The following is a 25,162-nucleotide window of genomic DNA, read 5'->3' as shown; positions in this document are numbered from 1 at the left end:
CTTAAAAACCAATGCTTTCCAGATACTCGCGGTTGGCGCGCGCATCCCGGATCGGGGAAACGTCCAGCGTCGGATCGCAATCCTGCTCCACCGTGCACCACCCCTCGAAGCCGGCATCCAGCAGGATCTGTCGGACCTGCGGGAAATCCACGTCGCCCTGGCCGAGGTTGCAGAAGATCCCCTGCCCGCAGGCCTCGTAGAAACCGGTGCCCTTCGCGATCACATCCGCTTTCACTTTCGGGTCGATATCCTTGAAATGCATGTAGGAAATGCGATCCACGTGACGTTTCATGAAGGCCACCGGATCAAAGCCCGCGTAGGAGTGGTGGCCGGTGTCGAAGCAGATCTTCAGGATCTCTTCCGGCACCTCGTCGAGCAGGCGTTCGAGCTCGGGCTCGAAATCCATGAAGCCCGCCGCATGGGCATGGATGCCCACGGTCAGCCCGTAGTCCTGCGCGCCGATCTTCGCCACTTGGGCGATGCGGTCGCGAAAGGCGGCCCATTCCTCGGGGCCCATCTGCTCGGCGGCCTCGGCGCGGCCCGCGGTGGGGGCGCGGCGCGGCGAGATGGAATCGATCAGCACGAGATGCTGCGCGCCGTGGGCCACCAGAGCCTTGCAGGTGCGCACCGCGCCATCCAGCACGTCATCCCATTGATCCGGATCGTGAAACGCCCGGAACACCACGCCGCCGATCAGCGTCAGATCATGCTCGGCCAGCGCCTCCGCCAGCACCAAAGGGTCTTCGGGCATGTAGCCCACGGGGCCAAGCTCGATGCCCTTGTAGCCGGCGTCGGCGCAGTCCTTCAGCACCTGCCGCCACGGGGGATTGCGGGGATCATTGGCGAATTCCACGCCCCAGGAACAGGGGGCATTGCCGATGCGGATCGTCATGAGCGGTAGCCTTTCACTCTTGCAGAACGGGGAGCCAGCGGCCCTCTTCGGCCGAGGCGAATGCGGTTTCGATGACGCGGGCGACCTTGAGCCCTTCACGGAAGGTCGGCCAGACGGGCGTGCCGGTGGCGATGGCCTCCAGGAAATCCCGCGCCTCTATGATGATCTGGTCCTGGTAGCCGGTGCCGTGCCCCGGCCCCTGGCAGAACGGCAGGTAATCCGGGTGCGCCGGACCGGTGAGGATCTTGGTGAAGCCGCGCGTGGCCTCGGGGCCTTCGGCACGGTAGAGCCAGACGACGTTCTGATCTTCCTGATCAAAGCGGATGGCGCCTTTGGTGCCGTGGATCTCGTAGGCGTAGCCCATCTTGCGCCCAGTGGCGATGCGGCTGAAATAGAGGTGCCCCGAAGCGCCACTCGAAAAGCGCACCATCATCTGCGCCTGGTCGTCATTGTCGACGGGCACCGGCCCCTCCGGCCCGGGGCGTGTGGGATGGACGGTTTCGATCTGCGCCGAAAGCGCGGCGATATCGCCCATCAGCGCCAGCGCGCAGTTGATCATGTGCGGCGCCAGATCGCCCATCGTGCCGTTGGCCCGCCCTTGGCAGCGCCAGGTGGCCGGGGCATCGGCGTCGGCGAGGAAATCCTCGGTGTGCTCGCCGCGGAACCATGTGACCTCCCCGATCGCGCCCTCCGCCAGCAGCTTGCGCACGAATTGCGTGGCCGGGGTGCGCACGTAGTTGAAGCCGATCATGTTGGGCAGGCCCGAAGCCTCGGCAGCGGCCACCATGGCCTCGGCGTCGGAGATCGAAGCGCCCAGCGGTTTCTCGCAGAACACGGATTTCCCGGCCGCGAAGGCGGCCTCGGCGATGGCGCGGTGGGTGGCTTGCGGCGCGGCGATCACCACCGCCTCAACCGCCGGGTCGGCCACCAGCGCGCGCCAGTCGGCGGCGGCACGGGCGAAGCCGAAATCGGCCCGGTAGCGCTCGGCGGAGGCCAGCGAGGAGGCCGCGATCACTTCCAGCCGGGGCCGCAGCGCCGTCTGGAACACCGCCCCCACGGCTGACAGCGCCACCGCATGGGCCTTGCCCATGTAGCCGCCTCCCACAAGGCCGATCCCGATCTCCCGAGGCTCCTGCCGCATTGCGTGCCCTCCCAAGCCTGATGCCCGTTCTTCCCTGAGTCGCCCGCCCGGACGCGCAGGTGCGGGGCTGAATTTCCTGCCTTTTTCGCCGCTCTCGGAGGCGCCGGAACGTGGCTGTTGCAACCGGTTGCAAAATTTGTATCCTGAGTCTCGTCGCACCGCAACCGCCATTTCGGCGGCCGGCGGCTGCGGCGGGAATTCTTGCGTGCAGGGAGGAAAGATGACTGCAACGCCCCCCACCATCCGGCTGACGACGGCTCAGGCCATCGTGCGCTACCTGATGAACCAGTTCATCGAGATCGACGGCGTCGAAACCCGCATCTGCGGCGGCGGCTTCGGCATCTTCGGCCACGGCAACGTGCCCTGCCTCGGCGAGGCGCTCTACCCGGTGCGCGATGAGATGCCGCTCTACCGCGGCCAGAACGAGCAAAGCATGGGCTTTGCCGCTGCCGCCTACGCCAAGTATCACCTGCGCCGCCGCTTCATGTTCTGCACCGCCTCCGCGGGCCCCGGCACGGCCAACCTGCTCACCGCGAGCGCGCTGGCCCACGCCAACCGCCTGCCGATGCTGATGCTCTGCGGGGACACTTTCATCACCCGCCTGCCCGACCCGGTGTTGCAGCAGCTCGAGCATTTCGGCGATCCGACGCTGGGCGTGAACGACGCCTTCCGCGCCGTCACCCGCTACTGGGATCGCATCACGCACCCCGCGCAGATCATCCAGTCGCTGCCGGCCGCGCTGGCCACGATGCTGGATCCGGCTGACTGCGGCCCCGCCTTCATCGGCCTGCCGCAGGACGTGCAGGGCTGGGCCTATGACTACCCCGAGAGCTTCTTTGAACGCCGGGTGCACCGCATCCGCCGCCAGGCCCCCGATGCTGCCGAGGTCGCCGACGCTGCCGCCCTTCTGAAATCCGCCAAACGCCCGATGATCATCGCAGGCGGCGGGGTGCAATATTCCGGCGCGGTGGCCGAGCTTGCCGCCTTCGCCGAGGCCCATGGCATCCCGGTGGTGGAAACCATCGCCGGCCGCGCCAACATGCTGGCCACCCATCCGCTCAACATCGGCCCCATCGGCGTGACCGGCTCCGACAGCGCCAATGCCATCGCCGAAGAGGCCGACGTGGTGCTGGCGGTCGGCACCCGGCTGCAGGATTTCACCACCGGCAGTTGGACGGCCTTCGCGCAGGATGCCCGGCTGATCGGCCTCAACGTGGGCCGCCATGACGCGATGAAACACATAAGCCTGCCCGTGGTGGGCGATGCGAAACTGGCGCTCACCGCGCTGGATGCCGCGCTCGCGGGCCACGAGGCCCCGGCAGGCTGGCGCGCAAAGGCGCAGGCCGAACGGGCGAAATGGGATGCCTACGTGGCCCAGAACGTGGCCCCCGGCAACCGCCCCAACTCCTACGCGCAGGCCATCGGCGTGGTGAACGCGCTCTGCGATCCGCGCGACCGCGTGGTGGCGGCGGCAGGGGGGCTTCCGGCGGAAGTCACGGCCAACTGGCGCACGCTGGAGATCGGCACGGTGGACGTGGAATTCGGCTTCTCCTGCATGGGCTACGAGATCGCCGGCGGCTGGGGCGCGCGCATCGCGCAATCCGAGTCGGAGCCGGATCGGGACACCATCGTCTTCACCGGCGACGGCTCCTACCTCCTGATGAACAGTGACATCTACTCCTCTGTTCTGACAGGCAAAAAGCTGATCATTCTCGTGCTGGACAACGGCGGCTTCGCCGTCATCAACAAGTTGCAGAACAACACCGGCAACGAAAGCTTCAACAACCTCATCGCCGATTGCCCCACGGTGCCCGAACCCTTCGCGGTGGATTTCGCCGCCCACGCGGCCGCCATGGGCGCGGCGGCGGAAACCGTTTCCAACCCCGCGGAACTGGCCGAGGCCTTCAAACGCGCCAAGGCGGCGGAGAAGACGAGCGTGATCGTGATGAACGTCGATGCTTACGAAGGCTGGACGACCGAGGGCCACACCTGGTGGGAGGTCGGAACGCCGGAGGTGTCGGAAAGCGCCAAGGTGCGCGAGAAACACGCCGAGATCGAAGCCAGCCGCGCCAGGCAGCGCCGAGGGGTGTGAGCATGAAGCTTTCCGGAAACCGCTTCGTCATCATCGGCCGCGCCGGGATGGATTTCTATCCCGATCCGCCCGGCACCAAGACGGAGCACGCCAGCCAGTTCTTCGCCTGCCTCGGCGGCTCCTCGGCCAACATCGGCGTCGCGATCTGCAAGCTGGGCGGCGCGGCCGACCTCGTGACCTGCGTGTCAGATGACGCCATCGGCCGCTTCGCCACCAACGAGCTGGCCCGCTACGGCATCGGCGCGCAGCATGTGCGCGCCGTGGGTGGTGAGGCGCGCAACTCGCTCGCCGTGGTGGAAACCACGATCGAGGATCACCAGAGCGTCATCTACCGCAACGGCGCCGCCGATTTCGAGATGACGGAAGCCGACGTGGAGGCCGTGGACTACGGCCGCTACGATGCGCTGATCACCACCGGCACAGTCTTCGCCGCCGAACCCTCGCGCTCGGCCGCCTTCAAAGGGTTCGAGCTGGCCCGCGCCGCCGGCTTGCCGCTGATCTTCGACGTGGACTACCGCCCCTACTCCTGGCCTTCCGCGGAAGTTGCCGCCGAGGTCTATTCCCGCGCGGGCGCCATGTGCGACGTGATCGTGGGCAACGACATGGAGTTCGGCTTCATGGCCGGCGACTATGACAAGGGGCTAGAGAAGGCCCGCGAACTGGTCGCCAACGGTGCGAAGATCGCCGTCTACAAGATGGGCGAGAAAGGCGCGATCACCATCACGCCGGAGGGCGAATTCCGGACCGGGATCTACCGAACCGAAGCGCTCAAGCCCACCGGCGCGGGCGACAGTTTCATGGGCGCTTTCGTCTCCGGGCTGGCCGATGGCCTGCCGGTGCGCGAGGCCGTCCTGCAAGGCTCCGCCGCGGCGGCCATGGTGGTGGCCCGCGTCGGTTGCGCCCCTGCCATGCCCACACGGCAGGAGCTGTCCGATTTTCTCACATCCCACGCCGGCCCCACGGCCGCCTGACAGGAGCCCGCCATGCATATCGCCCCGTTCGACAACGAAAACCGTGCCATCGTGGACGTCGAAGACGCCCATGTGCCGCTTGTCTATTTCAACATCGTCAAGCTGCGCGCCGGCGCGCATTTCGACTACCGCCTGAAGGGCTATGAAACCTGCGTCGTCCCTGCCACGGGCACCGTCACCGTCGAGTGCGCGGGCGAAAGCTTCGCCGGCATCGGCAACCGCGGCAAGGATGTCTGGGACGGCGATCCGGAAGGCGTCTACGTGCCCACCGACACCGGCTGCCGCATCACCGCGCAGACCGATACCGAGGTCTTCATCGCGGGCGCGAAGTTTGCCGAGACGCTCAAGCCCTTCGCCGTGCGCACGCCGGAGCTGGACCTGGTGCAATACGGCTCGGACGACACCAAGACCCACCGCAAGATCAAGCACATCCTCGGTGCGGCGCACCATGATCGCGTCGGCCGGCTCTTGGTGAGCGAGCTGTTCACCGTGGGCGCGGGCGGCTGGTCCGGCTTTCCCTCGCACAAGCACGATACCGACCGGCGCGACGAGAGCGGCGAGCTGATCGAAACCCGGCATGACGAGTGCTACAACTTCCGCTTCAAGCCCGACTACGGCTCCGGCCTGCAGATGCTGCAGCGCGTGGACAACGAGCCGGGCGACGCCTACCACATCGTCAACGGCTCCACCGTGCTGATCGACAAGGGCTATCACCCCTGCTGCGCCCTGCCCGGCTACGAGATGTATTACTTCACCATCCTCGGCGGCCAGAGCCAGCGCTCGCTGAAGCAGTATTTCCAGCCCACCCACGCCGAACAGCTGCACACGATCCCCGGCATCATGGACATGGTTGCCAAGTTCAAATGACCCCTCTGCCGCGAAAGGCATCCCGAAAATGACAGTTGCCACCCTTTCAGAGGTGCTCACCCCCGCCCTGGCCGAGGGCTACGCCGTGCCGGGGCTCGTCTGCCTCGGCTGGGAAGACATGCGCGCCTACGTCGCCGCCGCCGAGGCCGAGCGCGCCCCGGTGATCCTTCAGGCCGGCCCCTCCTGCCGCGAACACACGCCGCTGCCCGTCCTGGGCGCGATGTTGCGCAATCTGGCCGAGGCGGCCAGCGTGCCGGTGGTGATCCACCTGGATCACGGCTACACGCTGGAGGATTGCCGCATCGCCGCCGAGAGCGGCTTCACCTCGCTGATGTATGACGGTTCACGCAAACCGCTGGCGCAGAACATCGCCGAGACGGGCGAAGTGGTGGCGCTGGCGCGCGCGCATGGCATCTCCTGCGAGGGGGAGATCGGCTTCGTGGGCTATTCGGGCGGCGAAAACTCCGCCGGCACCGATCCCGACGATGCCGCGCAATTCGCGCGGGAAACGGGCGTGGACGCCATGGCGATCTCGGTCGGCAACGTGCATCTGCAGACCAATGACGACGGCGGACTGGACGAGGACCGCATCCGCGCCATCGAAGCGGTGACGCAGGTGCCGCTGGTGATCCACGGCGGCTCCGGCGTGCCTTATGCGCAGCGGGCTGCGCTGGCGGCGGGTTCGCGCATCTGCAAGTTCAACATCGGCACCGAGTTGCGGCAGGCCTTCGGCGCGGCGCTGCGGGCGGCGGTGAACGCCGACCCGAACCGGTTTGATCGCGTGGCGATCCTGAAAGAAACCATTGATCCCGTTGCCGAATCCACCCGCAAGGTGTTTCGCAGCATGGGCGCTTCGGGGAGGGTATGAACATGGCTGTGCGTATCGGCATTCTGGGCTGCGGCCGCATCGGGCAGGTGCACGCCGGCAGCATCGCGCGGATGAAAGATGCGAAAGTGGTGGCGGTGGCCGATGCCATCCCGGCAGCGGCGGAGGCGCTGGCGGCGGAACATGGCGCCGAGGTGCGCGACGCCGAGGCCATTCTCACGGCGTCGGATGTGGATGCGGTGGTGATCGGCACCCCGACCGACACCCACTTCGACCTGATCCACGGGGCGGCAGCGGCCGGCAAGGCGATCTTCTGCGAAAAACCCATCGACATGTCGGTGGAGAACATCCGCGCCTGCATGAAGGCCGTCCAGGCCGCCGGCGTGCCCTTCCTGACCGGCTTCAACCGCCGTTTCGATCCCAGTTTCGCCGCGCTTCAGGCACGCATCCGGGCGGGTGCCATCGGCAGGGTGGAACTGCTGAACATCACCAGCCGCGATCCGGCTCCGCCGCCCGTCTCCTACATCGCGCGCTCCGGCGGGCTGTTTCGGGACATGATGATCCACGATTTCGACATGGCGCGCTTCCTCATGGGCGAGGAATTCACCCGCCTTCACGCCGTGGGCGCGTCGCTGGTGGACCCCGAGATCGGCGCGGCGGGCGACGTGGATACCGCCGCCGTGATCCTGACCACGGAGAGCGGGCGGATCTGCCAGATCTCCAACTCCCGCCGCGCCGCCTACGGCTACGATCAGCGCATCGAGGCCCACGGCGAGAAGGGAATGCTCAGGGCGGAAAACCAGCTCGAAACCTCGGTGGAACTGGCCACGCAAACCGGCTTCACCCGCGATCCGGCGCAGCATTTCTTCCTTGAACGCTACGCCGCCGCCTACCTTGCCGAGATGCGCGCCTTCGTGGCCTGCATCACCGAGGGCACCCCGCCCAACCCCGGCATCGAAGACGGCTTGCGCGCGCAGATGCTGGCCGATGCGGCGAGCCTGTCGCGCGAAACCGGGCAGCCGGTGGATCTGGGCGAGGCTTAAGCCTCGTCGTCCGGCTTGTAGGCCAGCACGAGGTGCCAGAGGCAATAGCCGCCGATGGCCGCGAAGAGATAGGCCCAGATCATCTGGTCGTTGTAGGCTTCCACCCCCGCCCAGGCGAAGGGTGCGGCCACCACGAGGTAGCGCCGCCAGGCGGGGCGGAAGAAGGGGTGGTTCGGATCCAGAAGGCGCATGGCAGGCTCGCGTGGGGGCTGACCCCGCAAACCTGCCAGAGCCGCGGAGGGGCGACAAGACCCTCCCGCCTAAGCCTCTTCGCGCGCACCCACCTTCTCGGCAAAGCTTTCAAAGAACTTGGCCGAAAGCTTCTTGGCGGTGCCCTGAATCAGGCGGCTGCCCAATTGGGCGATCTTGCCGCCGATCTCGGCCTTGGCCTCGTAAGACAGCAGCGTGCCGCCGTCCTGCTCGGTGAGCGTCACGTCGGCCCCGCCGCGCGCAAAACCGGCCGCGCCGCCCTGCCCTTCGCCCGCGAGGCTGAAGGCATCGGGCGCGCCGTCGGTATCGAGCGTCACCGTGCCGCCGAACTTCGCCTTCACCGGGCCGATCTTGAGCACGACCTTGGCTTCAAGTTCCGTGGGCGAGTGCTGGATCAGCTCCTCGCAGCCCGGAATGCACTCTTTCAGAATCCCGGGATCGTTCAGCGCGGCATAGACCGTGGCTTTCGGGGCGTTGATGAAGATTTCGTCTTTCAGTTCCATGGGCTTGGCGCTCTTTCTTGAAGGGATGTCAGCAACATTTCGGGAAGGCCGCGAGCAGCATGTCCGCCCTCTCGGCTTCGGTCGGTTTCGGTTCGGGGGCGGCCACGGCGGGAGCGCGGCCGGGCCGGATCAGGCGGCGCAGGGCTTCAAGCACTGTGCTCATGGCGGGCCTCCTGCGTCTGCTTGCGGTCCGCGTTGCGCCACTGGATGATCTCGGCCATGACGGAAAGCGCGATCTCCTGCGGATCGACCCCGCCCAGATCCAGACCGGCGGGCGATTTCAGCCGCGCCGTCTTCTCCGCCGGGAAGTTTTCGTCGGCCAGCTTGCCCTTGAGCGCCTCCGCTTTGCGGCGCGACGCCACCATGGACACCCGCCGCGCAGGGCTCTCCAGGGCTGCCCTCAGGCTCGCCAAGTCCTGTGCGCCCTGGCTGGCGACGACGACGAAATCACGCTCCGCCAGGTTCAGCGCGGCCAGGTCACAGCCTTCGAAACGGGCATGAGCCTCGGCAAACTCCATCGCGTCGGGCACCACCACGCGGTAGCCCGCCAATTCGCCATGGGCGGCCACGGCGCGGCTGATCGGCGTGTTGCCGAAGATCACCAGCATCGGCGGCGGGGCGAAGGGCTCGATCAGCAGATCCACCGTGCCGCCCGAGGGGCAGCCGCTCTTGAACACCTGCGCCCCGTCCTCATCCACCAGCGAAACGACCTTCTCGCTCGGCTTCACCCGGATCACGCGCGGCGCGCCGCTTTCAATCGCCTCCACCCCGGCCGTCTTCACCGCGCGCTGCACGCAGGCCCCGCCGAGGTGGCCGATGATCTTGCCCCGATCGGTGATCACCGCCTTGGCCCCGGCCTTAGCCGAGGTCACGTCCGCCGTGCGCATCACGGTGGCGACGCAGAAGGGCTGACCCTCGCGGCGCAGGGCGTCGATCGTGTCGAAGATGTCGAATTTCCCCATCGGGGTCTCCTTTCAGAGCTTGGCGAATTCCCCTTCCAGCGCGGCGAGCGCGGAGAGGGTGTTGGCGGGAAGATGGGCGTCCAGATGCGGCGCGGCGGCTTTGATGGCGGCGGCGACGGGGGCATAATTGGCCCAGCCTTTCAACGGGTTGAGCCAGACGATGCGGCCCGCGCGGCGGCGGATGCGCGCAAGGCCCAGCCCCACGTTTTCAGCCGCCCCGGTGCAATAGCCATCCGAGAGCACCACCACCAGCGTGCGGCGGTTCAGGATCTGGCCGTATTGGTCGGCAAAGGTGGTGAGCGCGCCGCCGATGTCGGTGCCGCCGCCGAAACCTTCGGCCATGAGGCTCAACCGCCCCGCGGCACGCAAGGAGTCGTGATCGCGCAGCGCGGGCGTGACGCGCATCAGGCGGGTGTGAAACAGGAAGGCCTCGGCCGAGGTATCCGCGCTCATCAACCCCTTGCTGAAGGCCAGGAAGACGCGGGAATAGACGGTCATCGAGCCCGAGACATCGGCCAGCACCACGAGGCGCATGGGGCGCTCGGGCCGGGTGCGGTGGAAAAGATCGAGCGGCTCGCCCCCGCGCGCAAGGCTCGCGCGCTGGATGCGGCGCAGGTCCAGCTCGCGGCCCCGCAGGGCCTGCTTGCGCCGGCGCGAGCGGCGATCCCGGATCACATGGGCCAGCCGCGCGGCCACGGCCTCGGCCTCACGCAGCGAAGCCTCGTCCATCAACTCGCGCAGATCCCGCTTGCGCAGGTTCTGGCTGCGGGTCGCGATCAGGCGGCCATCGCTGCCCTCCGCCTCTTCCTCCCCGTCGCCGCCGGCCTCGGGCGTGGCCTCGGACTGCGCCTCCTCGGCGCCCTCCTCCTCGCCCAAATGCCCTTTCCACAGCATCGGCTTGGCGCTTTGCACCTTCACATGGGTCGAGGCCGAGCCCGCGCGCTGCTTTCCGGCGTTGAACCAATAGGCATCGAACAGATCGTCAAAGGCGTCCCAGCCCTCGGCATCAGGCGCGTAGAGGGCCTTGAGCGCCAGCCGGGCCCGCGCGGGATCGAGCGCATCGACGCAGGCCAGCGCAGCCAGACCATCCGCCGCCTCGGCGGGGCCGAGCTTTGCGCCATTCATCCGCAGATGGGCGACGAAACCGGCCATCCGGTCGGCAAGCCCCTCGGCGCGGGCGGGGAAGCGGGTGACGGCGGGCATCAGGCGACCTTGCCGATGAGCCGCGCGATCACCTCGGGCGGTGCCGCGCCCTGATCTGCGGCGGTTTTCAGCAGCGTCACCAGCGTGGCCTGCACGGCTTGCGGCGCCTGCGCCATGTCGTTCACGCCGAGCCCGGCAAGGGCGGCGGCCCAATCCAGCATCTCCGCCACGCCCGGTTTCTTTTCCAGATCCTCGCGCCGCAGCGCCTGCACCACGGTGACGATCTGGGCCGCGAGGCGCGGCTCCAGTTCCGGCGCGCGGGCCTTCAGGATCGCCAGTTCCGCAGCCTTGTCGGGGTAATCCACATAGGCATAGAGGCAGCGGCGGCGCAGGGCGTCCGACAGATCGCGCGTGCCGTTGGCGGTGAGGATCACATGGGGCCGCGCGCGGGCCGAAATGGTGCCAAGCTCGGGGATGGTGATCTGGAAATCCGACAGGATTTCAAGCAGGTAGGCCTCGAACTCCTCATCCGCGCGGTCGATCTCGTCGATCAGCAGCACCGGCGGGGCCTCCTGCGAGATTGCCTCCAGCAGCGGGCGGCGCAGCAGGTATTTCTCGGAAAACAGCGCCTCTTCGCGCACCCCATCGGCGCGGATGGCCAGAAGCTGGCGCTGGTAGTTCCATTCGTAGATCGCATGGCTCGCATCGAGCCCCTCGTAGCATTGCAGCCGGATCAGGCGGGCGTCCTGCACCTGCGCCAGCGCCTTGGCGATCTCCGTCTTGCCGACGCCCGCCGGGCCCTCCAGCAACAGGGGCCGCCCCAGCGCGATGGCCAGGTGCAGCGCCATGGCGAGGCTTTCGCCGGCCATGTAGCCGGTGGCCGCCAGTCTCGCCTGCATATCGTGATAATCGCTCATGGTGATGCGGGCCGGGGCACTGTGGCAGCGCCCCGGCCCTTTCCCTCAGCCGTGCAAGCCCAGATCGCGGGCGATCTTCCAGATCCGCCAGTGATCGTGCGGCATGTGGCTCTGCACCAGCCCGAAGGGCCGGAAGGCATCGTGCACCGCGTTGGAGAAGCAGGGCACCGAGCCGACATTGGGGCTTTCCCCCACGCCCTTCGCGCCGATCGGGTGATGCGGGCTCGGGGTGACGGTGAAATCGGTCGTGTAGGTGGGCGTCTCCCATGCGGTCGGCAGGAAGAAATCCATCAGCGTGGCCGATTTGTTGTTGCCCATTTCGTCGTAGGCGATCTCCTGCCCCATGGCGATGGCATAGCCCTCGGTTGCGCCGCCGTGGATCTGCCCGTCGATGATCATCGGGTTGATCCGGGTGCCGCAGTCATCCAGCGCGTAGAAGCTGCGGACTTCGGTTTCCCCGGTGTCCACGTCGATCTCCATCACGCAGATGTAGGCGCCGAAGGGATACGTCATGTTGGGCGGATCGTAGTAGCTCACCGCCTCAAGCCCCGGTTCAAGCCCCGGAATGGCCTGGTTGTAGGCGGCGAAGGCGATCTCCTTCATCGTCTTGAAACGCTCGGGCGCGCCCTTGACTGCAAAGCGATCCACATCCCACTCCACGTCATCATCATGGACCTCCAGCAGGTAGGCCGCGATCATCTGGGCCTTGGCCCGGATCTTGCGCGCGGCCATGGCCGTGGCGGCCCCGGCAACCGGGGTAGAGCGCGAGCCGTAGGTGCCGAGCCCGTAGGGCGCGGTGTCGGTGTCGCCCTCCTCCAGCGTGATGTCGTCCGCCGGCAGGCCGATCTCGCTGGCGATGATCTGGGCGAAGGTCGTGGCGTGGCCCTGCCCCTGGCTGATGGTGCCAAGCCGCGCGATGGCGCTGCCCGTAGGGTGGATGCGGATCTCGCAGCTGTCGAACATGCCCAGCCCGAGGATGTCGCAGTTCTTCACCGGGCCTGCGCCCACGATCTCGGTGAAATGGGTGAGGCCGATGCCGATCAGCTTGCGCGTCTTGCCGGCCTTGAAATCCTCCAGCCGCTGCGCCTGCTCGGCGCGCAGGGCGTCATAGCCCACCGCATCAAGCGCCTTTTCCCAGGCCGTGTGGTAATCGCCGGAGTCATACTCCCAGCCCAGGGCGGATTGATACGGGAACTGATCCTTCCGGATGAAGTTGATCCGGCGCAGCTCGGCGGCATCCATGTTCAGCTTGATCGCGAGCACCTCGATCATGCGTTCGATGAAATAGGCGGCTTCCGTCACCCGGAAGGAGCAGCGATAGGCCACGCCGCCGGGCGCCTTGTTGGTGTAGACACCATCCACGGCGAGGTAAGCCGTGGGGATGTCATACGACCCGGTGCAGATGTTCATGAAACCGGCGGGGAATTTCGTCGGATCCGCGCAGGCGTCGAAGCCACCGTGATCGGCCGTGGTGTGGCACCAGAGCCCGGTGATCTTGCCCTCCTTGGTGGCCGCGATCCGCCCTTTCATCCAGTAATCCCGCGCGAAGGCGGTGGACATCAGGTTCTCCATCCGGTCCTCGACCCATTTCACCGGCTTGCCGGTGACGATGGAGGCCACGACCGAGCAGACGTAGCCCGCGTAGGCGCCCACCTTGTTGCCGAAGCCACCGCCGATGTCGGGGCTGATGACGCGGATGTTGTGCTCCGCGATGCCCGAAATCAGCGAGACCACGGTGCGGATGGCGTGCGGCGCCTGGAAGGTGCCCCAGAGCGTGAGCTTGCCGGTCACCTTGTCCATGCTCGCCACGCAGCCGCAGGTTTCCAGCGGGCACGGGTGGGTGCGGTGGTAGTAGATCATCTCCTCGGCCACCACGTCGGCTTCCGCCAGCGCGGCCTCGGTTGCGTCCTTGTCGCCCTGTTCCCACGTGAAGATATGGTTGTTGTGGCGCACCGGGCCGTGGGCGCCCTCGGTGCGATCCTTGATGTCTTCGCGCAGGATCGGAGCGTCCGGCTCAAGCGCCTTGAAGGGATCCACCACCACGGGCAGTTCCTCGTATTCCACGACGACGGCTTCCACGCCATCGGCGGCGGCGTAGCGATCGGTGGCCACCACATAGGCGACCTCCTGCCCCTGGAACAGCACCTTGCCGTCGGCCAGCACCATCTGCTTGTCGCCGGCGAGCGTGGGCATCCAGTGCAGCCCCAGCGGCTCCAGATCCTCCGCCGTCAGCACGGCCAGCACGCCCGGCACCGCCAGCGCGGCCTCCTTGTTGACGCTCTTCACCCGTGCATGGGCGTAAGGCGAGCGCACGAAATCGCCGAACAGCATGCCGTCCAGCTTGATGTCGTCCACGTAGTTGCCTTTGCCCTGTGTGAAGCGCACATCTTCCACCCGCTTGCGGGAGGAGCCCATGCCCTTGAGGTTGGCGACGCGATCTTCGGGTGTGATTTCGTCCTTCATTCCGCCGCCTCCTTCTGGGCGTTGAGCGCATCCGCCGAGGCAAGGATGGCTTTCACGATGTTCTGATACCCGGTGCAGCGGCAGAGGTTGCCGGCCATGCCGAAGCGGACTTCTTCCTCGGTGGGGGCCGGGTTTTCCTGCAGCAGGCGGTGCGCGCGGGTGATCATGCCCGGCGTGCAGAAGCCGCATTGCAGCCCGTGATGCTCGCGGAACATCTCCTGAATGACGCCGAGCGAGCCGTCCTCGTTCACGAGGCCCTCCACGGTCGTCACGTCCGCGCCGTTGGCCTGCGCCACGAACAGGGTGCAGCTTTTCACCGATTTGCCGTTCATATCCACGGTGCAGGCCCCGCAATGGGAGGTCTCGCAGCCGATGTGCGGGCCGGTGATGTTGAGGTTTTCGCGCAGGAAGTGGATCAGCAGGGTGCGCGGTTCGGCGAGCCCTTCCACCTCCTGGCCGTTGACGGTCAGTTTCACATGCATCTTGCTCATGCCGCGCGCTCCTGTGCTTTGGTGATGGCGCGGCGCAGTATGACCCCGGCCACGTGTTTCTTGAACGCGATGGGCCCGCGCATATCTTCCTGCGGATCAATGGCTTGCAGCGCTTCCCTCACGCAGCCCTCCACGTCGCCCTCAGCCAGCGCCGCACTGGCCGCATCGGAATGGACGGGCGTATCGGCAAGGTTCGTCATCGCCACGGAGGCAAAGCCCTCGCCCAGCAGCACGGCGGCGGCGGCGGTGGCGTAATCGCCGATCTTGCGCTTCTGCTTGACGTAGGCGTAGCCTTTCGCGGCCGGGATCGGGATGGTGATCGCGGTGAGGATTTCCTCGTCCTCGCGGGCGGTGAAATAGGCCGCCTCGTAGAAATCGCGCGCGGCCACCTGCCGTTCGCCGTCGGGGCCGACGAGGGTGTAGGTCGCATCGAGGCACTGCATCAGGCCGGGCATGTCGTTGCCCGGATCGCCGTTGGCCACGTTGCCGCCCACCGTGCCGAGGTAGCGCACCTGCGGGTCCGCGATCTGCAGCGCGGCCTCGCGCAGGATCGGCACGGCCTCGGCCAGCGCCGCATCGGTGATCAGCGCGTTCTGCGTCGTCATCGCGCCGATGGAGACGCTGCCCTCACCGATGGTGATGCCGCTCAGGCCTGAGATGCCCTGGAGATCCACGAGGTGGCTCAGATCGGCCATCCGCAGCTTCATCATCGGGATCAGGCTGTGGCCGCCCGCGATCACGCGGGCCTCGTCGCCATGCTGCTGCAAAAGGGCGATTGCCGACGCGATGTCGGCGGGCCGATGGTATTCGAACCCTGCTGGTATCATGTTGTCCTCCCATGCGCGCCTCCTCGCGCGCTCCTTCCATCACCCTGCGCCGGAGGCAGGCGCGGGCAAACGATCAAGCCATGAAAAACAGGGCTTGCTGCACGAAATGCGAATGGGTTTCACGAATGGCGCGAGTTGCGCGTTACAGCCCCAGCGCCGCGCGCACCTCCGGCAAACGGGACCGGCTGACCGGAACCTTGGGCAGGGCTTCGACATCCTCGAAATAGAGCGCGCCGCTGTCCTTCGTGCGCTCGAACCCGGTGACGAACGCCGGGTTCACGAGGTAGCTGCGGTGGGCGCGCAGGAACTGGGCCGGGGCGAGGCGGGATTCGGCCTCGGAGATGGACCACGGGCAGAAGAGCTTCTCCGCGCCTGCGTAGAGGATGGTGTAATGGCCTTCCGCCCGCACCGCCGCGATCTGGCTCCTGTCGAGGAACTGGGTGCGGCCCTCCTTCTCGAAGGGCACCGTCAGCAGCGCCTCTGCGCCCGGTTCCGGTGCAGCGCCGCCACCGGCCCCGGCCACGGCCGAGCCATCCGCGCCTGACCCGCCCGGCTCCACCGGCGCCAGAAAGCTGACGCCCGTCAGCAGGAAGGTGCCCGAAATCATGAAGGCCGCGACCGTCACCCCCATCGCCAGCACCGCGTTCGAAAGCGCCGGGCCGGCGGCATCGGGCGTGTCGAGCGCCACGAAGCCGGTGCCCATCATGGCGATGAAATGCACGGCGAAGACGGAAAGCGCGAAGCAGACGGTGCCCAAGAGGATGTGCCCCTTGGTGCGTGCGCCGTAGGCGATCCAGATCGCCATCACCGAAAGCGCCACGGCCGCCACGAGCGAAATCCCCACCCCCAACGCCGAGAAGACCGGGCGGCAGAGCTCCATGCCCATCATGCCCACGTAATGCATCGCCGCGATGCCGAGGCCGACGATGCCGCCCGCCGCCACGAGGCGCGCCGGGGTGCGCGGACCGAAATGCAGCAACAGCAATGCGATACCGACCATCAGGATGGCGATGAGGGCCGAGATCAGCGTGATCAGCCCGTCGTAGTAGAACAGGATCGGCAGCCGCAGCCCCAGCATGGCCACGAAGTGCATCGACCAGATGCCGCCGCCCAGCACGATCGCGGCGATCACCACGATCAGCTTGCGCTGCGCCACGCCGAGAGCGGAGGCGCCCCGCGTCAGGGACAGCCCGCTGAAGCCCGCCATCAGCGCCACCGCCAGCGATGCGGCCACCAGCAGCCAGTTGTGTGAATGGTCCAGCAGCCCGACGCCCTCCCCTGCCTCAAGCCTGCCCGTGATACCAAAGCCTGCGCGCAAGTCAAAGACGCTCCCCGCCCAAGCCGTGACAAACCCTTGCGCCGCGGCCCTTTTCCCGCGCCCCCGCCGCGCCATCTTGCCGGTGAAATCGCGCCCAGCTTGCGCCGGCGCAAAGTTTCCACTGCCCGTTTGCGGCAAGCAGGGCGGCAAAAAGGAGACGATCGTGCAACAGACATCCTCAGACCGTCGCCGCGCCTGGCAGGGCCCGGCGATCTTTTCCCACGGGTTCCGCCCGTTCTTCCTCTTCGCCGCGCTCTGGGCGCTCTTCGCCATGGCGCTCTGGATCGCCATGCTGGCGGGCGGGCTCGATCTGCCTACCAGGTTCGATCCGGTTTCATGGCACGCCCACGCCCTGCTGGTGGGCTACCTCGGCGCGGTGCTCGGGGGCTTCCTGCTCACCGCCGTGCCAAACTGGACGGGCCGCCTGCCCGTCGTCGGGCTGCCGCTCGCCTGGCTCACCGTGCTCTGGGGGCTGGGGCGCGTGGCCGGGCTCGTCTCGGCGGGCCTGCCGGGCTGGCTGTTCATGGCGCTGGACCTGGGCTCGCTCGTGGTGCTGGCCGGGTTTCTTGCGCGCGAGATCGTCGCGGGAAAGAACTGGCGCAACCTCGTGATGCTGGTGCTGCTGCTGGCCTTCATCGCCGGCGCGGCCTTGTTCGACTTCGCCGCCCTGCGCGGTGAAAGCGCGGTGCACGGGGCGGGGTTCCGGCTGCTGATGGGCAGCGCGATCCTGATGATCGGCGTCGTGGGCGGGCGCATCGTTCCCTCCTTCACGCGCAACTGGCTGGCGCAGCGCGGCGCGGAGGCCCGCCCGGCGCCGCCGATGCAGCGGTTCGACAAGGCGAGCCTGCTGCTGCTGGCCGCGGCCCTTGCGCTCTGGGTCGTGCAGGCGCCATGGGCGGGATGGGCGCTGCTGGCCGCCGGACTCGCCCACCTGGCGCGGCTGGCGCGTTGGCAGGGCCTGCGCACCGGTGCGGAGCCGCTGCTGCTGGTGCTGCACCTGGCCTATGCCTTCGTGCCGCTGGGCGCGCTCGCCCTCGGCGCGGCGCTGATCGCGGGCGATGCCACCGCCACGGCGCTCCACATCTGGACAGCCGGCGCGGTGACGATGATGACGATCGCGGTGATGACGCGGGCCACGCTGGGCCACACCGGCCGCGCGCTGCACGCCGGAACGGCGACCGTGGCACTCTACGCCTGCCTGCTCGGGGCGATGACGGCGCGGCTCCTCGCCGGGCTCGACCCGGCCTCGGCCCACCTGCTCTACAGCTTGTCGGGGGCGCTCTGGATCGCGGGATTTGCCGTCTTCCTGGGGCGTTACGGCCCGATGCTGCTGCGCCCGCGCGCGGAGGTGGCCTGATGGACGCCCTGTTCGGCTGGGCCGGGTTCGCGGCCGCGCTTGCGGCCTTCTTCCTGAGCCATTCGCTGCCCCTGCGCCCGGCCAATCGGGCGCGGGCGGTCGCCTTGCTGGGCGCGCGGGGCTTCACCTCGGCCTATTCGGCGCTGTCGCTGGGGGCGCTGGCCTGGCTGATCGTGGCCGCCGGGCGCGCGCCCTACGTGCTGCTCTGGCCCCGCACGCCGGGGCTGACCCATGCGACGCTCGCTCTCATGCTGCTGGCCTGCCTGCTGCTGGGGCTCTCGATCGGGCGGCCGAACCCCTTCTCCTTCGGCGGGCCGGCGGAGGGCTTCGACCCGGCCCGCCCCGGCATCGTGCGGCTGGTGCGCCACCCCGTCCTTGCGGCGCTCGCCTGCTGGGGCACGGCGCACCTGCTGGCCAACGGCGATCTCGCCCACGTGATCCTCTTCGGCCTCTTCACCGGATTCGCCGCGCTTGGCGGGCGCTTCGTCGACCGCCGCAGAAAGCGACTGATGGGTGACGCGGCCTGGCGGAAGCTATGGCAGCAGGTGCAGACCGCGCCTTTGCGGCTGGAACCGGCCCGGCTGCTGGCGGGGCTCGGCCTCTACGGCGCGCTCATCGCCCTGCATCCGCTGGTGATCGGCGTCTCCCCCCTGCCCTGATCCGCCCGCGGCGGATCCCCCATGCAGCAAAAAACGCCCGGCGCATTTCAAACGCCGGGCGTTTTCCCCCATCGTCGATCCGGTTGTCTTCCGGCCGCCCGCCCTGTTGCGACGGCGCGCGCCGCCGCCGGGCGCGGCCTCAGCTCGTCGGCACCGGATCATCCGACACGAGCCGCATCCCAAGGTGCGCGGGCGGAGCGCCCACGGCGCAGCCCCCGCGCGCCGGATCGCGCACGAGCAGCGGGATGGCGGCCACGTGTTCGCCGCCCACGTAGAAGGCGGCGCAGCGGCTCGGATCGCTGTCGTTGTAGCAGTCCTGCGTCCATTCCCAGACGGAGCCGTCGAGATCGGCGACGCCTTCCGCGGTGACGGCGAAGCTGCCCGAGGGTTTCAGCGCCCGCGCCGGGACGTTCTCCGTCAGGTAGGACGAGGCCCAGCTCAGGCTGGGATCGGTGAAGATCGGATCGGGCTTCTCGGGCAGCACCGGGGCGGCCATGGCCTCCCATTCCGCCATCGTCGGCAGGCGGAAGTTCAGCCCCGTCTCGCCGTTGATCCAGGCGAGATACTCGCCCACGTCAACATAGCTCAGCCCGGTTGCCGGGGTCGTCTCGGGATCGAACCCGGGCCGCGGCTTCACCGCCAGCGAACAGGCCCCCGCGGCGTGGCAGCGGGCCCATTCGGCGATGGTGACTTCGAATTTCTGCACGTGGATCGCGCGGCCGTCCGGCAGGGGCACCGGCGCTTCCGCCATCTGCGGCACGAGCGACAGATCGGGGGCACGGAACAGATCCGTGCCCCCTTTGGTTGCGATGAGCGCCGCGGTGACGGCGAGTGCAGCACCGCCAATTCCGCAAACGAGAAGGGTTTTCGCTCCTGCGCCCATCGCTCTCTCCTGCCTGGCTGTCAGCCTGTCTCCCGGCCTCAGGCCCCGTAGGGCCGCGGCGCCACGACCTGCTCCATCAGCTCGTTGTCCCACTGGCCTTCCACCACGAAGTGGGCGGTGGCGCCCAGCAGGGCGGCTTCGATCAGGTTGTGGTTGACGTAAGCGTAGACGCCGGGCTGGCGGAAGGTATACATCGCCGCCATCGCCGAGCCGCCGCGGCAGAGCCAGGTCTCCAGACCCGTGAGCGGGGCATCGGTGAAGGAGCCGGCCTCCCAGACGTAATCGCCGTGGCCGCCGATCAGGTGCGGGCGGGTGTCGCGGTTGGCCTGGTTGTGGATCATCAGCACCGTGTCGCCCACCTTGGCCTTCAGCGCGTTTTCCCCGGTGAGGGCGCCGACGGAGCCGTTGAAGACGCAGTGCGTCGGCTTCAGGCTGCGCATGGCTTCCACGGAGTCGGCGTAGTCGTCGCCGGCGGCCTCGTAGGTCTTGTAGTTGCCGTCCTCATCGACCGGCAGGTAGAAATCCTGTTCGCCGATGTAGGCGATGCTGTCGTAGCGCAGCGGGTTGCCGGCGCCATCCTTCAGCCCGTCGCGCGGCAGCACCATGATGGCGCCGTTCATGCCGTGGCAGACGTGGTAGGGGATCATCGCGCCGCCGGGGGCGCAGTGGTAGGTGAAGACGCCGGGCTTCGTGGCCTTCCAGCGCAGGACCGTTTCCTCGCCCGGATAGACGTGGGTCAGCCCGCCGCCGCCCAGCGCGCCGGTGGAGGCGTGGAAGTCGATGTTGTGCTCCATCACGCTGGTTTCGGGGTTGCGCAGGGTGAGTTCGATCATGTCGCCTTCATGGGCGATGATGAGCGGGCCCGGCACGGAGCCGTTGTAGGTCAGCGCCCAGATCTGCGCGCCGGTGTCCTCGTCCACCGTCAGCAGCACTTCCCTGGTTTCCATCGTGATTTCGATGATCTTCGGGCCGCCCTTGGCCACCTGGTCGTGCTTGGGCGCGAAGGGCGGGGCCACGAGCTCCTGCTTCACGCGGGTGTAACCGGACAGATCGGCCGGCTTGGCGTTGCTGGCGGCCTCCACCTTTTCACCGGTGCGCACCAGCGGCATCCCCGGAATGGAAACCTTGGGCGCCGGGGCGGGCCGCACGGCGGCGTGGCCGATACCGGCGGCGGCGGCTGCGGCACCTGCCAGGAGCGAGCCGCGCAGCACGTTGCGGCGGCTGGTCGGGATCAGGCCGGGGTTCACGTATTTGGACATGTCATCCTCCATTGGATTTTCCTGGGTTGCCCTCCAGGAGTTGTTTGCGGCGGGCGGCGGCCTGTCGCCCGCGCGCGAAAATCTGCTTGGTCAGTTCAGGGTGGCGAGCTGCGCTTCGAAGCGCTCCTTCGCCTTTTTGGGAATGCGGCCACCGAGGAAGGCCTCCACGTCCACCGGGCCGTCGCCCACGACGACCGTCATGACCATCCCCATCGCGTAGTGCGGTTTGCACATCACGCCATAGGCGCCTTCCACGTCGAAGGTGACGTCGATCTCCTCGTTGATCTTGCCCTTGAATTCGGCGGCGCCTTCCGGGGCCATGCCCTTGATCAGCTCGGCGTTGTGGCCCTTGTCGGTGGGAATGAATTTCACCGTGTCACCGGGGGCGATGCGCAGGGCGTCGGGTTCGAAGATCATCTTCCCGGCGTCGCCCTTGTTGAGCATCTTCACTTCGAAGGTTTCGGCCGAGACGGCCCCGGCAAGGGCGGCGGCGATCACGGCTCCGAGGGCGAGTGGCTTGAACATCCTGGGTTCCTTTCCTTGTCACGTCAGTGTCGAGGCCGGGTCTACGCCCGCGGCCGAGTCCGGACTTTGCGCTTGAACAAACTTCCCTCGCCTTTTTGCGCCGGCGTTTTTTCCTCTGGCCAAACCCGCCTCGAAACGGGCATTGAACGTCCCCATGAACACGACCGCCCCGCACCGACTCGACCCAAGCCTGCTGGCCAACCTGCCCCCGTTCTCGCAACTGGAGCGCCGCCAGATCCGCGAGATCCTGGACGCCGCCAGCGTGCGCAGGCTGGAGGAAGGCAGCGTCGTCTTCGAGGAAGGCGCGCCGGCGGAGCGATTCTACATGCTGCTGGACGGCGTGCTGCGCGTGGTGCGCATCACCGAGGGCGGCGAGCAGGTCATCGCGCTGCACATCCCCACGGGCCAGCTCTTCGGAATCGCCCGTGCCCTGGGCCGCGACACCTACCCGGCCACCTCCGTCATGGCATCGGAAGGCATCATCCTCAGCTGGCCCACCAGCCTGTGGGAGCATTTCATCGCCAGCTACCCCGGTTTCGCCACCGAAACCTACAAGACCCTCGGCGCCCGCGTGGGCGAGATGAACGCGCGCATCGTGGAACTGGCCACCCAGCACGTGGAGCAGCGCGTGGCCAACGCGCTGCTGCGGCTGATGAACCAGACGGGCAAGCGCACAGGCAATGCAATTGAGATCACCTTTCCCATCACCCGCCAGGACCTGAGCGAGATGACGGGCACCACGCTGCACACGGTGAGCCGGCTGATGTCGGCCTGGGAGAAGGCGGGGCTCGTGGAAAGCCGGCGCAAGCACGTCAGCGTGCTTGATCCTCACGGTCTCGTGGAGCTGGCGCAGGGTCAGCACCCCTGACGGCTTCCGTCAGCTCCGCCCTGAACGACTCTTCCTCCAGCCCGTATTCCGCGCAGGCGTCGATCACCGTGTGAAACGGGCTCACCATGCAGCCGACGCAGAGCATTCTGTGTTTCAGGAACACCGGGATCGTCGCCGGGAAGCTGTCCATCAGCTCCCCCAGGGGCAGGTCGGGATCGTGCAACCGTCTACGCATGGGCAACCTCTGAAGAATGGTGCCCCGAGCCTGCACCGGACAATTCCCGAGAACGTTGCGCTTGCGCAAATTCCTTTCGCGCCGAAGCGCTTAGACCCGGTGGCATCCTGCAAGAACAAGGAAGCCCAGCCATGGCAGAAATCCTGACCAAGACCCGGGCCCGCAACATCTTTTACGGCGGATCACTGTTTTTCGTCGTGGTGTTCGTGGCCCTCACCGTCCAGAGCCACCGGTTCATCGTGAACACCTCCACCGCCGGCATGCCGCTGACCGAAGAGGTCGCCCACGGCAAGCGGGTGTGGGAGAAGAACGCCTGCATCAACTGCCACTCCCTGCACGGCGAAGGCGCCTATTTCGCGCCCGAGGTGGGCAACGTGATGACGCGCTGGGGCGTGATGGACGATCCCGAGGCCGCCTTCGAGACCCTCAAGGGCTGGATGGAAGCCCAGCCCTCCGGCATCGAAGGCCGCCGCCAGATGCCCAATTTCCAACTCACCGACGAGGAGTTGCGCGCCCTGAGCGAATTCCTCCGCTGGGCCGACCAGACCGACACGCAAGGCTGGCCGCCCAACGACGCCGGCTGACAGATCACGAGGGACACACATGAAATACCAATCGCAAAAAGTGGCGCTGGCCTATTTCGCCTGCGCACTCGCCCTCTTCGCCATCCAGGTGCTGGGCGGGCTTCTCGCCGGGTGGATCTACGTATCGCCCAATTTCCTGTCCGAGCTTCTGCCCTTCAACATCGTGCGGATGCTCCACACCAACGCGCTCATCGTCTGGCTGCTCACCGGCTTCTTCGGCGCGGCCTACTTCCTGCTGCCCGAGGAAAGCGAGCGGGAGATCTTCTCCGTCAAGCTCGCCTACATCCAGCTCGCCATCCTGATGGTCGGCACGCTTGGGGCGGTCGTCTCCTACCTGATGGGCATCCATGAGGGGCGCGAGTTCCTCGAACAGCCGCTCTGGGTGAAATTCGGCATTCTCGTGGCCGCCGTGATCTTCCTCGTGAACGTCTCGCTCACGGTGCTCCAGGGCCGCAAGACGGCGATCACCAACGTGCTGCTGCTCGGCCTCTGGCTGCTGTCGCTGCTGTGGATCTTCGCCTTCATCAACCCCGAGAACCTGAGCCTCGACAAGATGTACTGGTGGTTCGTCGTCCACCTCTGGGTGGAAGCGACCTGGGAGCTGGTGATGGCCGCCATCCTCGCCTTCCTGATGCTCAAGCTCACCGGCGTGGACCGCGAAGTGGTGGAGAAATGGCTCTACGTCATCTGCGGCACCGCGCTGTTCTCCGGCATCCTCGGCACCGGCCACCACTTCTACTGGATCGGCACGCCGGGCTACTGGCAGTGGATCGGCTCGATCTTCTCCACGCTCGAAGTGATCCCCTTCTTCCTGATGATGAGCTTTGCCTTCGTCATGGTCTGGAAAGGGCGCAAGAACCACCCCAACAAGGCAGCACTTCTGTGGTCGCTCGGCTCCTCCACCGTGGCCTTCTTTGGCGCCGGCGTCTGGGGCTTTTTGCACACGCTGCACGGGGTGAACTTCTACAGCCACGGCACCCAGATCACCGCCGCCCACGGCCACCTCGCCTTCTACGGGGCCTACGTGGCCCTCAACCTCGCGATGTTCTCCTACGCGATGCCGATCCTGCGCGGCCGCACCCCCTACAACCAGGTGCTCAACATGGCCTCCTTCTGGCTGATGACGGGCGGCATGGCCTTCATGACCTTCGTGCTGACCTTCGCCGGCACCATCCAGACGCACATGCAGCGCGTGGTGGGCGACTACTACATGGACGTGCAGGACGCGCTCGACGTCTTCTACATGATGCGCTTCGGCGCAGGGCTCGCGGTGGTGATCGGCGCGCTGCTGTTCATCTACAGCCTCGCCGTGGTGCGCCGCGAAGTCATCGCGCCCGGCCCCAACGCCGTGCCGGGAGAGTGAGCCATGAACGCCATGAGCCAGGCCCCCGCCATCCCGGCCTACCTACCGCAGGGCAATGAATGCGCCCTGTTCGAGATGGCCCAGAAAAACGGTTTGCCCCTTCTGCTGAAGGGGCCGACCGGCTGCGGCAAGACGCGCTTCGTCGAGCACATGGCCGCCGCCACCGGGCGCAAGCTCTACACGGTGGCCTGCCACGACGATCTCTCCGCCGCCGATCTGATCGGGCGCTACCTGCTGAAGGGGGGCGAAACCGAATGGGTTGACGGCCCGCTCACCCGCGCGGTGCGCGAAGGGGCGATCTGCTACCTCGACGAGGTGGTGGAGGCGCGCAAGGACGTGACCGTGGTGCTGCACCCGCTCACCGACAACCGCCGCACCCTGGTGATCGACCGCACCGGCGAAGAGCTGAAGGCGCCCGATGGCTTCATGCTGGTGGCCTCCTACAACCCCGGCTACCAGAACATCCTCAAACGCCTGAAGCCCTCCACCCGGCAGCGCTTCCTCTCCATCAGCTTCGATTTCCCGCCCGAGAAAACGGAAATCGCCGTGGTGGCGGCGGAAAGCGGGCTGGAGGAGGCGCGCGTCGCGCCGCTGGTGCGGCTGGCGGCCAAGATCCGTTCGCTCTCGGGCATGGATCTGGAGGAAGGGGTCTCGACCCGGCTGCTCGTCTACGCCGCCACGCTGATCGCGCGCGGCATGGCCGTGCCGGCCGCGCTGGAGGCCGCCGTGATCGAACCCCTGAGCGACGACGAGGACACGAAATCCGCCCTGCGCGATCTCGTGGCCGTGATCTACGGGTAGG

27 protein-coding genes are annotated in these 25,162 nt (G+C 67.3%); 11 read left to right on the top strand and 16 right to left on the bottom strand.

Features of this window, described 5'->3' with window-relative positions; genetic code table 11:
* Position 1: 1 nt before the first annotated feature.
* The gene (locus PSA7680_RS04320; RefSeq protein WP_085867429.1) at positions 2-892 is read right to left on the bottom strand and encodes a sugar phosphate isomerase/epimerase family protein; all 891 of its coding nucleotides are present in this window, start codon (positions 890-892) and stop codon (positions 2-4) included.
* A gap of 13 nt (positions 893-905) precedes the next feature.
* Complete coding sequence (locus PSA7680_RS04315; RefSeq protein ID WP_085867428.1) at positions 906-2,033, bottom strand: Gfo/Idh/MocA family protein; 1,128 nt, start codon at positions 2,031-2,033, stop codon at positions 906-908.
* A gap of 220 nt (positions 2,034-2,253) precedes the next feature.
* Between PSA7680_RS04315 and iolD the strand changes: the two genes are divergently transcribed.
* Genes iolD through iolG form a run of 5 tightly spaced genes read left to right on the top strand, consistent with a single transcriptional unit; the run spans position 2,254 to position 7,832 of the window.
* Entirely contained in the window at positions 2,254-4,125 is a 1,872-nt protein-coding gene (iolD, locus tag PSA7680_RS04310; protein ID WP_085867427.1) for a 3D-(3,5/4)-trihydroxycyclohexane-1,2-dione acylhydrolase (decyclizing), read from the top strand.
* A gap of 2 nt (positions 4,126-4,127) precedes the next feature.
* Positions 4,128-5,096, top strand: a complete 969-nt coding sequence (iolC, locus tag PSA7680_RS04305; RefSeq protein ID WP_085867426.1) for a 5-dehydro-2-deoxygluconokinase — start codon at positions 4,128-4,130, stop codon at positions 5,094-5,096.
* Between the two features lie 12 nt (positions 5,097-5,108).
* Entirely contained in the window at positions 5,109-5,963 is an 855-nt protein-coding gene (locus PSA7680_RS04300; RefSeq protein ID WP_085867425.1) for a 5-deoxy-glucuronate isomerase, read from the top strand.
* Between the two features lie 28 nt (positions 5,964-5,991).
* Positions 5,992-6,831, top strand: coding sequence for a class II fructose-bisphosphate aldolase (locus PSA7680_RS04295; RefSeq protein WP_085867424.1), 840 nt, complete (start codon positions 5,992-5,994; stop codon positions 6,829-6,831).
* A 2-nt stretch (positions 6,832-6,833) separates the two neighbouring features.
* Positions 6,834-7,832, top strand: a complete 999-nt coding sequence (gene iolG / locus PSA7680_RS04290) for an inositol 2-dehydrogenase (protein ID WP_085867528.1) — start codon at positions 6,834-6,836, stop codon at positions 7,830-7,832.
* Here iolG and PSA7680_RS04285 read toward each other — a convergent pair.
* The 10 genes from PSA7680_RS04285 to PSA7680_RS04245 form a co-directional block, all read right to left on the bottom strand.
* The gene (locus PSA7680_RS04285) at positions 7,829-8,023 is read right to left on the bottom strand and encodes a hypothetical protein (RefSeq protein ID WP_085867423.1); all 195 of its coding nucleotides are present in this window, start codon (positions 8,021-8,023) and stop codon (positions 7,829-7,831) included. The two genes, iolG and PSA7680_RS04285, sit on opposite strands and share 4 nt — an antisense overlap.
* Before the next feature lie 69 nt (positions 8,024-8,092).
* Positions 8,093-8,545 (bottom strand): SRPBCC family protein, encoded by a 453-nt coding sequence (locus tag PSA7680_RS04280; protein ID WP_085867422.1) that lies wholly within the window; start codon positions 8,543-8,545, stop codon positions 8,093-8,095.
* A 28-nt stretch (positions 8,546-8,573) separates the two neighbouring features.
* Positions 8,574-8,708 carry a hypothetical protein gene (locus PSA7680_RS19060; RefSeq protein WP_275936515.1) on the bottom strand — a complete coding sequence of 45 codons (135 nt, stop codon included), beginning with the start codon at positions 8,706-8,708 and terminating at the stop codon, positions 8,574-8,576.
* The gene (locus PSA7680_RS04275) at positions 8,692-9,507 is read right to left on the bottom strand and encodes an XdhC family protein (protein ID WP_085867421.1); all 816 of its coding nucleotides are present in this window, start codon (positions 9,505-9,507) and stop codon (positions 8,692-8,694) included. Before PSA7680_RS04275 ends, PSA7680_RS19060 begins: the two co-directional genes overlap by 17 nt.
* 12 nt (positions 9,508-9,519) lie before the next feature.
* A complete protein-coding gene (locus PSA7680_RS04270; RefSeq protein WP_085867420.1) occupies positions 9,520-10,710 on the bottom strand; it encodes a vWA domain-containing protein in 1,191 nt (396 codons plus the stop codon).
* Complete coding sequence (locus PSA7680_RS04265) at positions 10,710-11,567, bottom strand: AAA family ATPase (protein ID WP_085867419.1); 858 nt, start codon at positions 11,565-11,567, stop codon at positions 10,710-10,712. The genes PSA7680_RS04270 and PSA7680_RS04265 overlap by 1 nt, the downstream gene beginning before the upstream one ends.
* 45 nt (positions 11,568-11,612) lie before the next feature.
* Positions 11,613-14,030, bottom strand: coding sequence for an aerobic carbon-monoxide dehydrogenase large subunit (locus PSA7680_RS04260; RefSeq protein WP_085867418.1), 2,418 nt, complete (start codon positions 14,028-14,030; stop codon positions 11,613-11,615).
* Positions 14,027-14,521, bottom strand: coding sequence for a (2Fe-2S)-binding protein (locus PSA7680_RS04255; RefSeq protein WP_085867417.1), 495 nt, complete (start codon positions 14,519-14,521; stop codon positions 14,027-14,029). The genes PSA7680_RS04260 and PSA7680_RS04255 overlap by 4 nt, the downstream gene beginning before the upstream one ends.
* Positions 14,518-15,348, bottom strand: a complete 831-nt coding sequence (locus tag PSA7680_RS04250; RefSeq protein WP_085867416.1) for an FAD binding domain-containing protein — start codon at positions 15,346-15,348, stop codon at positions 14,518-14,520. Before PSA7680_RS04250 ends, PSA7680_RS04255 begins: the two co-directional genes overlap by 4 nt.
* 142 nt (positions 15,349-15,490) lie before the next feature.
* Complete coding sequence (locus PSA7680_RS04245) at positions 15,491-16,666, bottom strand: MHYT domain-containing protein (protein WP_306372447.1); 1,176 nt, start codon at positions 16,664-16,666, stop codon at positions 15,491-15,493.
* 163 nt (positions 16,667-16,829) lie between these two features.
* On the opposite strand from PSA7680_RS04245, the gene PSA7680_RS04240 reads away from it, so the two are divergent.
* Positions 16,830-18,023, top strand: a complete 1,194-nt coding sequence (locus PSA7680_RS04240) for an NnrS family protein (protein ID WP_085867415.1) — start codon at positions 16,830-16,832, stop codon at positions 18,021-18,023.
* A complete protein-coding gene (locus tag PSA7680_RS04235) occupies positions 18,023-18,682 on the top strand; it encodes an NnrU family protein (RefSeq protein WP_085867414.1) in 660 nt (219 codons plus the stop codon). The genes PSA7680_RS04240 and PSA7680_RS04235 overlap by 1 nt, the downstream gene beginning before the upstream one ends.
* Positions 18,683-18,821: 139 nt before the next feature.
* Here the strand turns inward: PSA7680_RS04235 and PSA7680_RS04230 are convergent, their stop codons facing one another.
* From PSA7680_RS04230 to PSA7680_RS04220, 3 genes are all read right to left on the bottom strand, one after another.
* Positions 18,822-19,565, bottom strand: coding sequence for a formylglycine-generating enzyme family protein (locus tag PSA7680_RS04230; protein WP_245824437.1), 744 nt, complete (start codon positions 19,563-19,565; stop codon positions 18,822-18,824).
* A 38-nt stretch (positions 19,566-19,603) separates the two neighbouring features.
* Positions 19,604-20,824, bottom strand: a complete 1,221-nt coding sequence (gene nirK, locus PSA7680_RS04225) for a copper-containing nitrite reductase (RefSeq protein ID WP_085867525.1) — start codon at positions 20,822-20,824, stop codon at positions 19,604-19,606.
* A gap of 90 nt (positions 20,825-20,914) precedes the next feature.
* Positions 20,915-21,349 (bottom strand): pseudoazurin, encoded by a 435-nt coding sequence (locus tag PSA7680_RS04220; RefSeq protein WP_085867413.1) that lies wholly within the window; start codon positions 21,347-21,349, stop codon positions 20,915-20,917.
* A 154-nt stretch (positions 21,350-21,503) separates the two neighbouring features.
* Here PSA7680_RS04220 and PSA7680_RS04215 point away from each other — a divergent pair, with 154 nt between their 5' ends.
* On the top strand, positions 21,504-22,217 hold the full coding sequence (locus tag PSA7680_RS04215; protein WP_085867412.1) for a Crp/Fnr family transcriptional regulator: 714 nt from the start codon (positions 21,504-21,506) through the stop codon (positions 22,215-22,217).
* On the opposite strand, the gene PSA7680_RS04210 is transcribed toward PSA7680_RS04215, so the two are convergent.
* Positions 22,162-22,413 (bottom strand): DUF1858 domain-containing protein, encoded by a 252-nt coding sequence (locus tag PSA7680_RS04210; protein ID WP_085867524.1) that lies wholly within the window; start codon positions 22,411-22,413, stop codon positions 22,162-22,164. The two genes, PSA7680_RS04215 and PSA7680_RS04210, sit on opposite strands and share 56 nt — an antisense overlap.
* A 131-nt stretch (positions 22,414-22,544) precedes the next feature.
* Here PSA7680_RS04210 and PSA7680_RS04205 point away from each other — a divergent pair, with 131 nt between their 5' ends.
* The 3 genes from PSA7680_RS04205 to PSA7680_RS04195 are packed head-to-tail and all read left to right on the top strand — an operon-like array spanning position 22,545 to position 25,161.
* Positions 22,545-22,997, top strand: coding sequence for a c-type cytochrome (locus PSA7680_RS04205; RefSeq protein WP_085867411.1), 453 nt, complete (start codon positions 22,545-22,547; stop codon positions 22,995-22,997).
* 19 nt (positions 22,998-23,016) lie between these two features.
* Positions 23,017-24,360 carry a cbb3-type cytochrome c oxidase subunit I gene (locus tag PSA7680_RS04200; RefSeq protein ID WP_085867410.1) on the top strand — a complete coding sequence of 448 codons (1,344 nt, stop codon included), beginning with the start codon at positions 23,017-23,019 and terminating at the stop codon, positions 24,358-24,360.
* Between the two features lie 12 nt (positions 24,361-24,372).
* Positions 24,373-25,161 (top strand): CbbQ/NirQ/NorQ/GpvN family protein, encoded by a 789-nt coding sequence (locus PSA7680_RS04195; protein WP_370738528.1) that lies wholly within the window; start codon positions 24,373-24,375, stop codon positions 25,159-25,161.
* Position 25,162 lies beyond the last annotated feature (1 nt).

It is taken from the genome of Pseudoruegeria aquimaris (assembly GCF_900172235.1).
GTDB lineage: Bacteria > Pseudomonadota > Alphaproteobacteria > Rhodobacterales > Rhodobacteraceae > Pseudoruegeria > Pseudoruegeria aquimaris.
This window is presented reverse-complemented; position numbering and strand designations above follow the sequence as displayed.

Bases quoted from the DNA above. Each gene is read 5' to 3' on its own strand.
- nirK (WP_085867525.1), bottom strand. From the start codon at position 20,824: ATGTCCAAATACGTGAACCCCGGCCTGATCCCGACCAGCCGCCGCAAC.
- PSA7680_RS19060 (WP_275936515.1), bottom strand. From the start codon at position 8,708: ATGAGCACAGTGCTTGAAGCCCTGCGCCGCCTGATCCGGCCCGGCCGC.
- PSA7680_RS04205 (WP_085867411.1), top strand. From the start codon at position 22,545: ATGGCAGAAATCCTGACCAAGACCCGGGCCCGCAACATCTTTTACGGC.
- PSA7680_RS04320 (WP_085867429.1), bottom strand. From the start codon at position 892: ATGACGATCCGCATCGGCAATGCCCCCTGTTCCTGGGGCGTGGAATTC.
- iolC (WP_085867426.1), top strand. From the start codon at position 4,128: ATGAAGCTTTCCGGAAACCGCTTCGTCATCATCGGCCGCGCCGGGATG.
- PSA7680_RS04195 (WP_370738528.1), top strand. From the start codon at position 24,373: ATGAGCCAGGCCCCCGCCATCCCGGCCTACCTACCGCAGGGCAATGAA.
- PSA7680_RS04270 (WP_085867420.1), bottom strand. From the start codon at position 10,710: ATGCCCGCCGTCACCCGCTTCCCCGCCCGCGCCGAGGGGCTTGCCGAC.
- PSA7680_RS04280 (WP_085867422.1), bottom strand. From the start codon at position 8,545: ATGGAACTGAAAGACGAAATCTTCATCAACGCCCCGAAAGCCACGGTC.
- PSA7680_RS04285 (WP_085867423.1), bottom strand. From the start codon at position 8,023: ATGCGCCTTCTGGATCCGAACCACCCCTTCTTCCGCCCCGCCTGGCGG.
- PSA7680_RS04300 (WP_085867425.1), top strand. From the start codon at position 5,109: ATGCATATCGCCCCGTTCGACAACGAAAACCGTGCCATCGTGGACGTC.
- PSA7680_RS04200 (WP_085867410.1), top strand. From the start codon at position 23,017: ATGAAATACCAATCGCAAAAAGTGGCGCTGGCCTATTTCGCCTGCGCA.
- PSA7680_RS04230 (WP_245824437.1), bottom strand. From the start codon at position 19,565: ATGGGCGCAGGAGCGAAAACCCTTCTCGTTTGCGGAATTGGCGGTGCT.
- PSA7680_RS04295 (WP_085867424.1), top strand. From the start codon at position 5,992: ATGACAGTTGCCACCCTTTCAGAGGTGCTCACCCCCGCCCTGGCCGAG.
- PSA7680_RS04315 (WP_085867428.1), bottom strand. From the start codon at position 2,033: ATGCGGCAGGAGCCTCGGGAGATCGGGATCGGCCTTGTGGGAGGCGGC.
- PSA7680_RS04220 (WP_085867413.1), bottom strand. From the start codon at position 21,349: ATGTTCAAGCCACTCGCCCTCGGAGCCGTGATCGCCGCCGCCCTTGCC.
- iolD (WP_085867427.1), top strand. From the start codon at position 2,254: ATGACTGCAACGCCCCCCACCATCCGGCTGACGACGGCTCAGGCCATC.
- PSA7680_RS04235 (WP_085867414.1), top strand. From the start codon at position 18,023: ATGGACGCCCTGTTCGGCTGGGCCGGGTTCGCGGCCGCGCTTGCGGCC.
- PSA7680_RS04255 (WP_085867417.1), bottom strand. From the start codon at position 14,521: ATGAGCAAGATGCATGTGAAACTGACCGTCAACGGCCAGGAGGTGGAA.
- PSA7680_RS04210 (WP_085867524.1), bottom strand. From the start codon at position 22,413: ATGCGTAGACGGTTGCACGATCCCGACCTGCCCCTGGGGGAGCTGATG.
- PSA7680_RS04275 (WP_085867421.1), bottom strand. From the start codon at position 9,507: ATGGGGAAATTCGACATCTTCGACACGATCGACGCCCTGCGCCGCGAG.
- iolG (WP_085867528.1), top strand. From the start codon at position 6,834: ATGGCTGTGCGTATCGGCATTCTGGGCTGCGGCCGCATCGGGCAGGTG.
- PSA7680_RS04260 (WP_085867418.1), bottom strand. From the start codon at position 14,030: ATGAAGGACGAAATCACACCCGAAGATCGCGTCGCCAACCTCAAGGGC.
- PSA7680_RS04265 (WP_085867419.1), bottom strand. From the start codon at position 11,567: ATGAGCGATTATCACGATATGCAGGCGAGACTGGCGGCCACCGGCTAC.
- PSA7680_RS04215 (WP_085867412.1), top strand. From the start codon at position 21,504: ATGAACACGACCGCCCCGCACCGACTCGACCCAAGCCTGCTGGCCAAC.
- PSA7680_RS04250 (WP_085867416.1), bottom strand. From the start codon at position 15,348: ATGATACCAGCAGGGTTCGAATACCATCGGCCCGCCGACATCGCGTCG.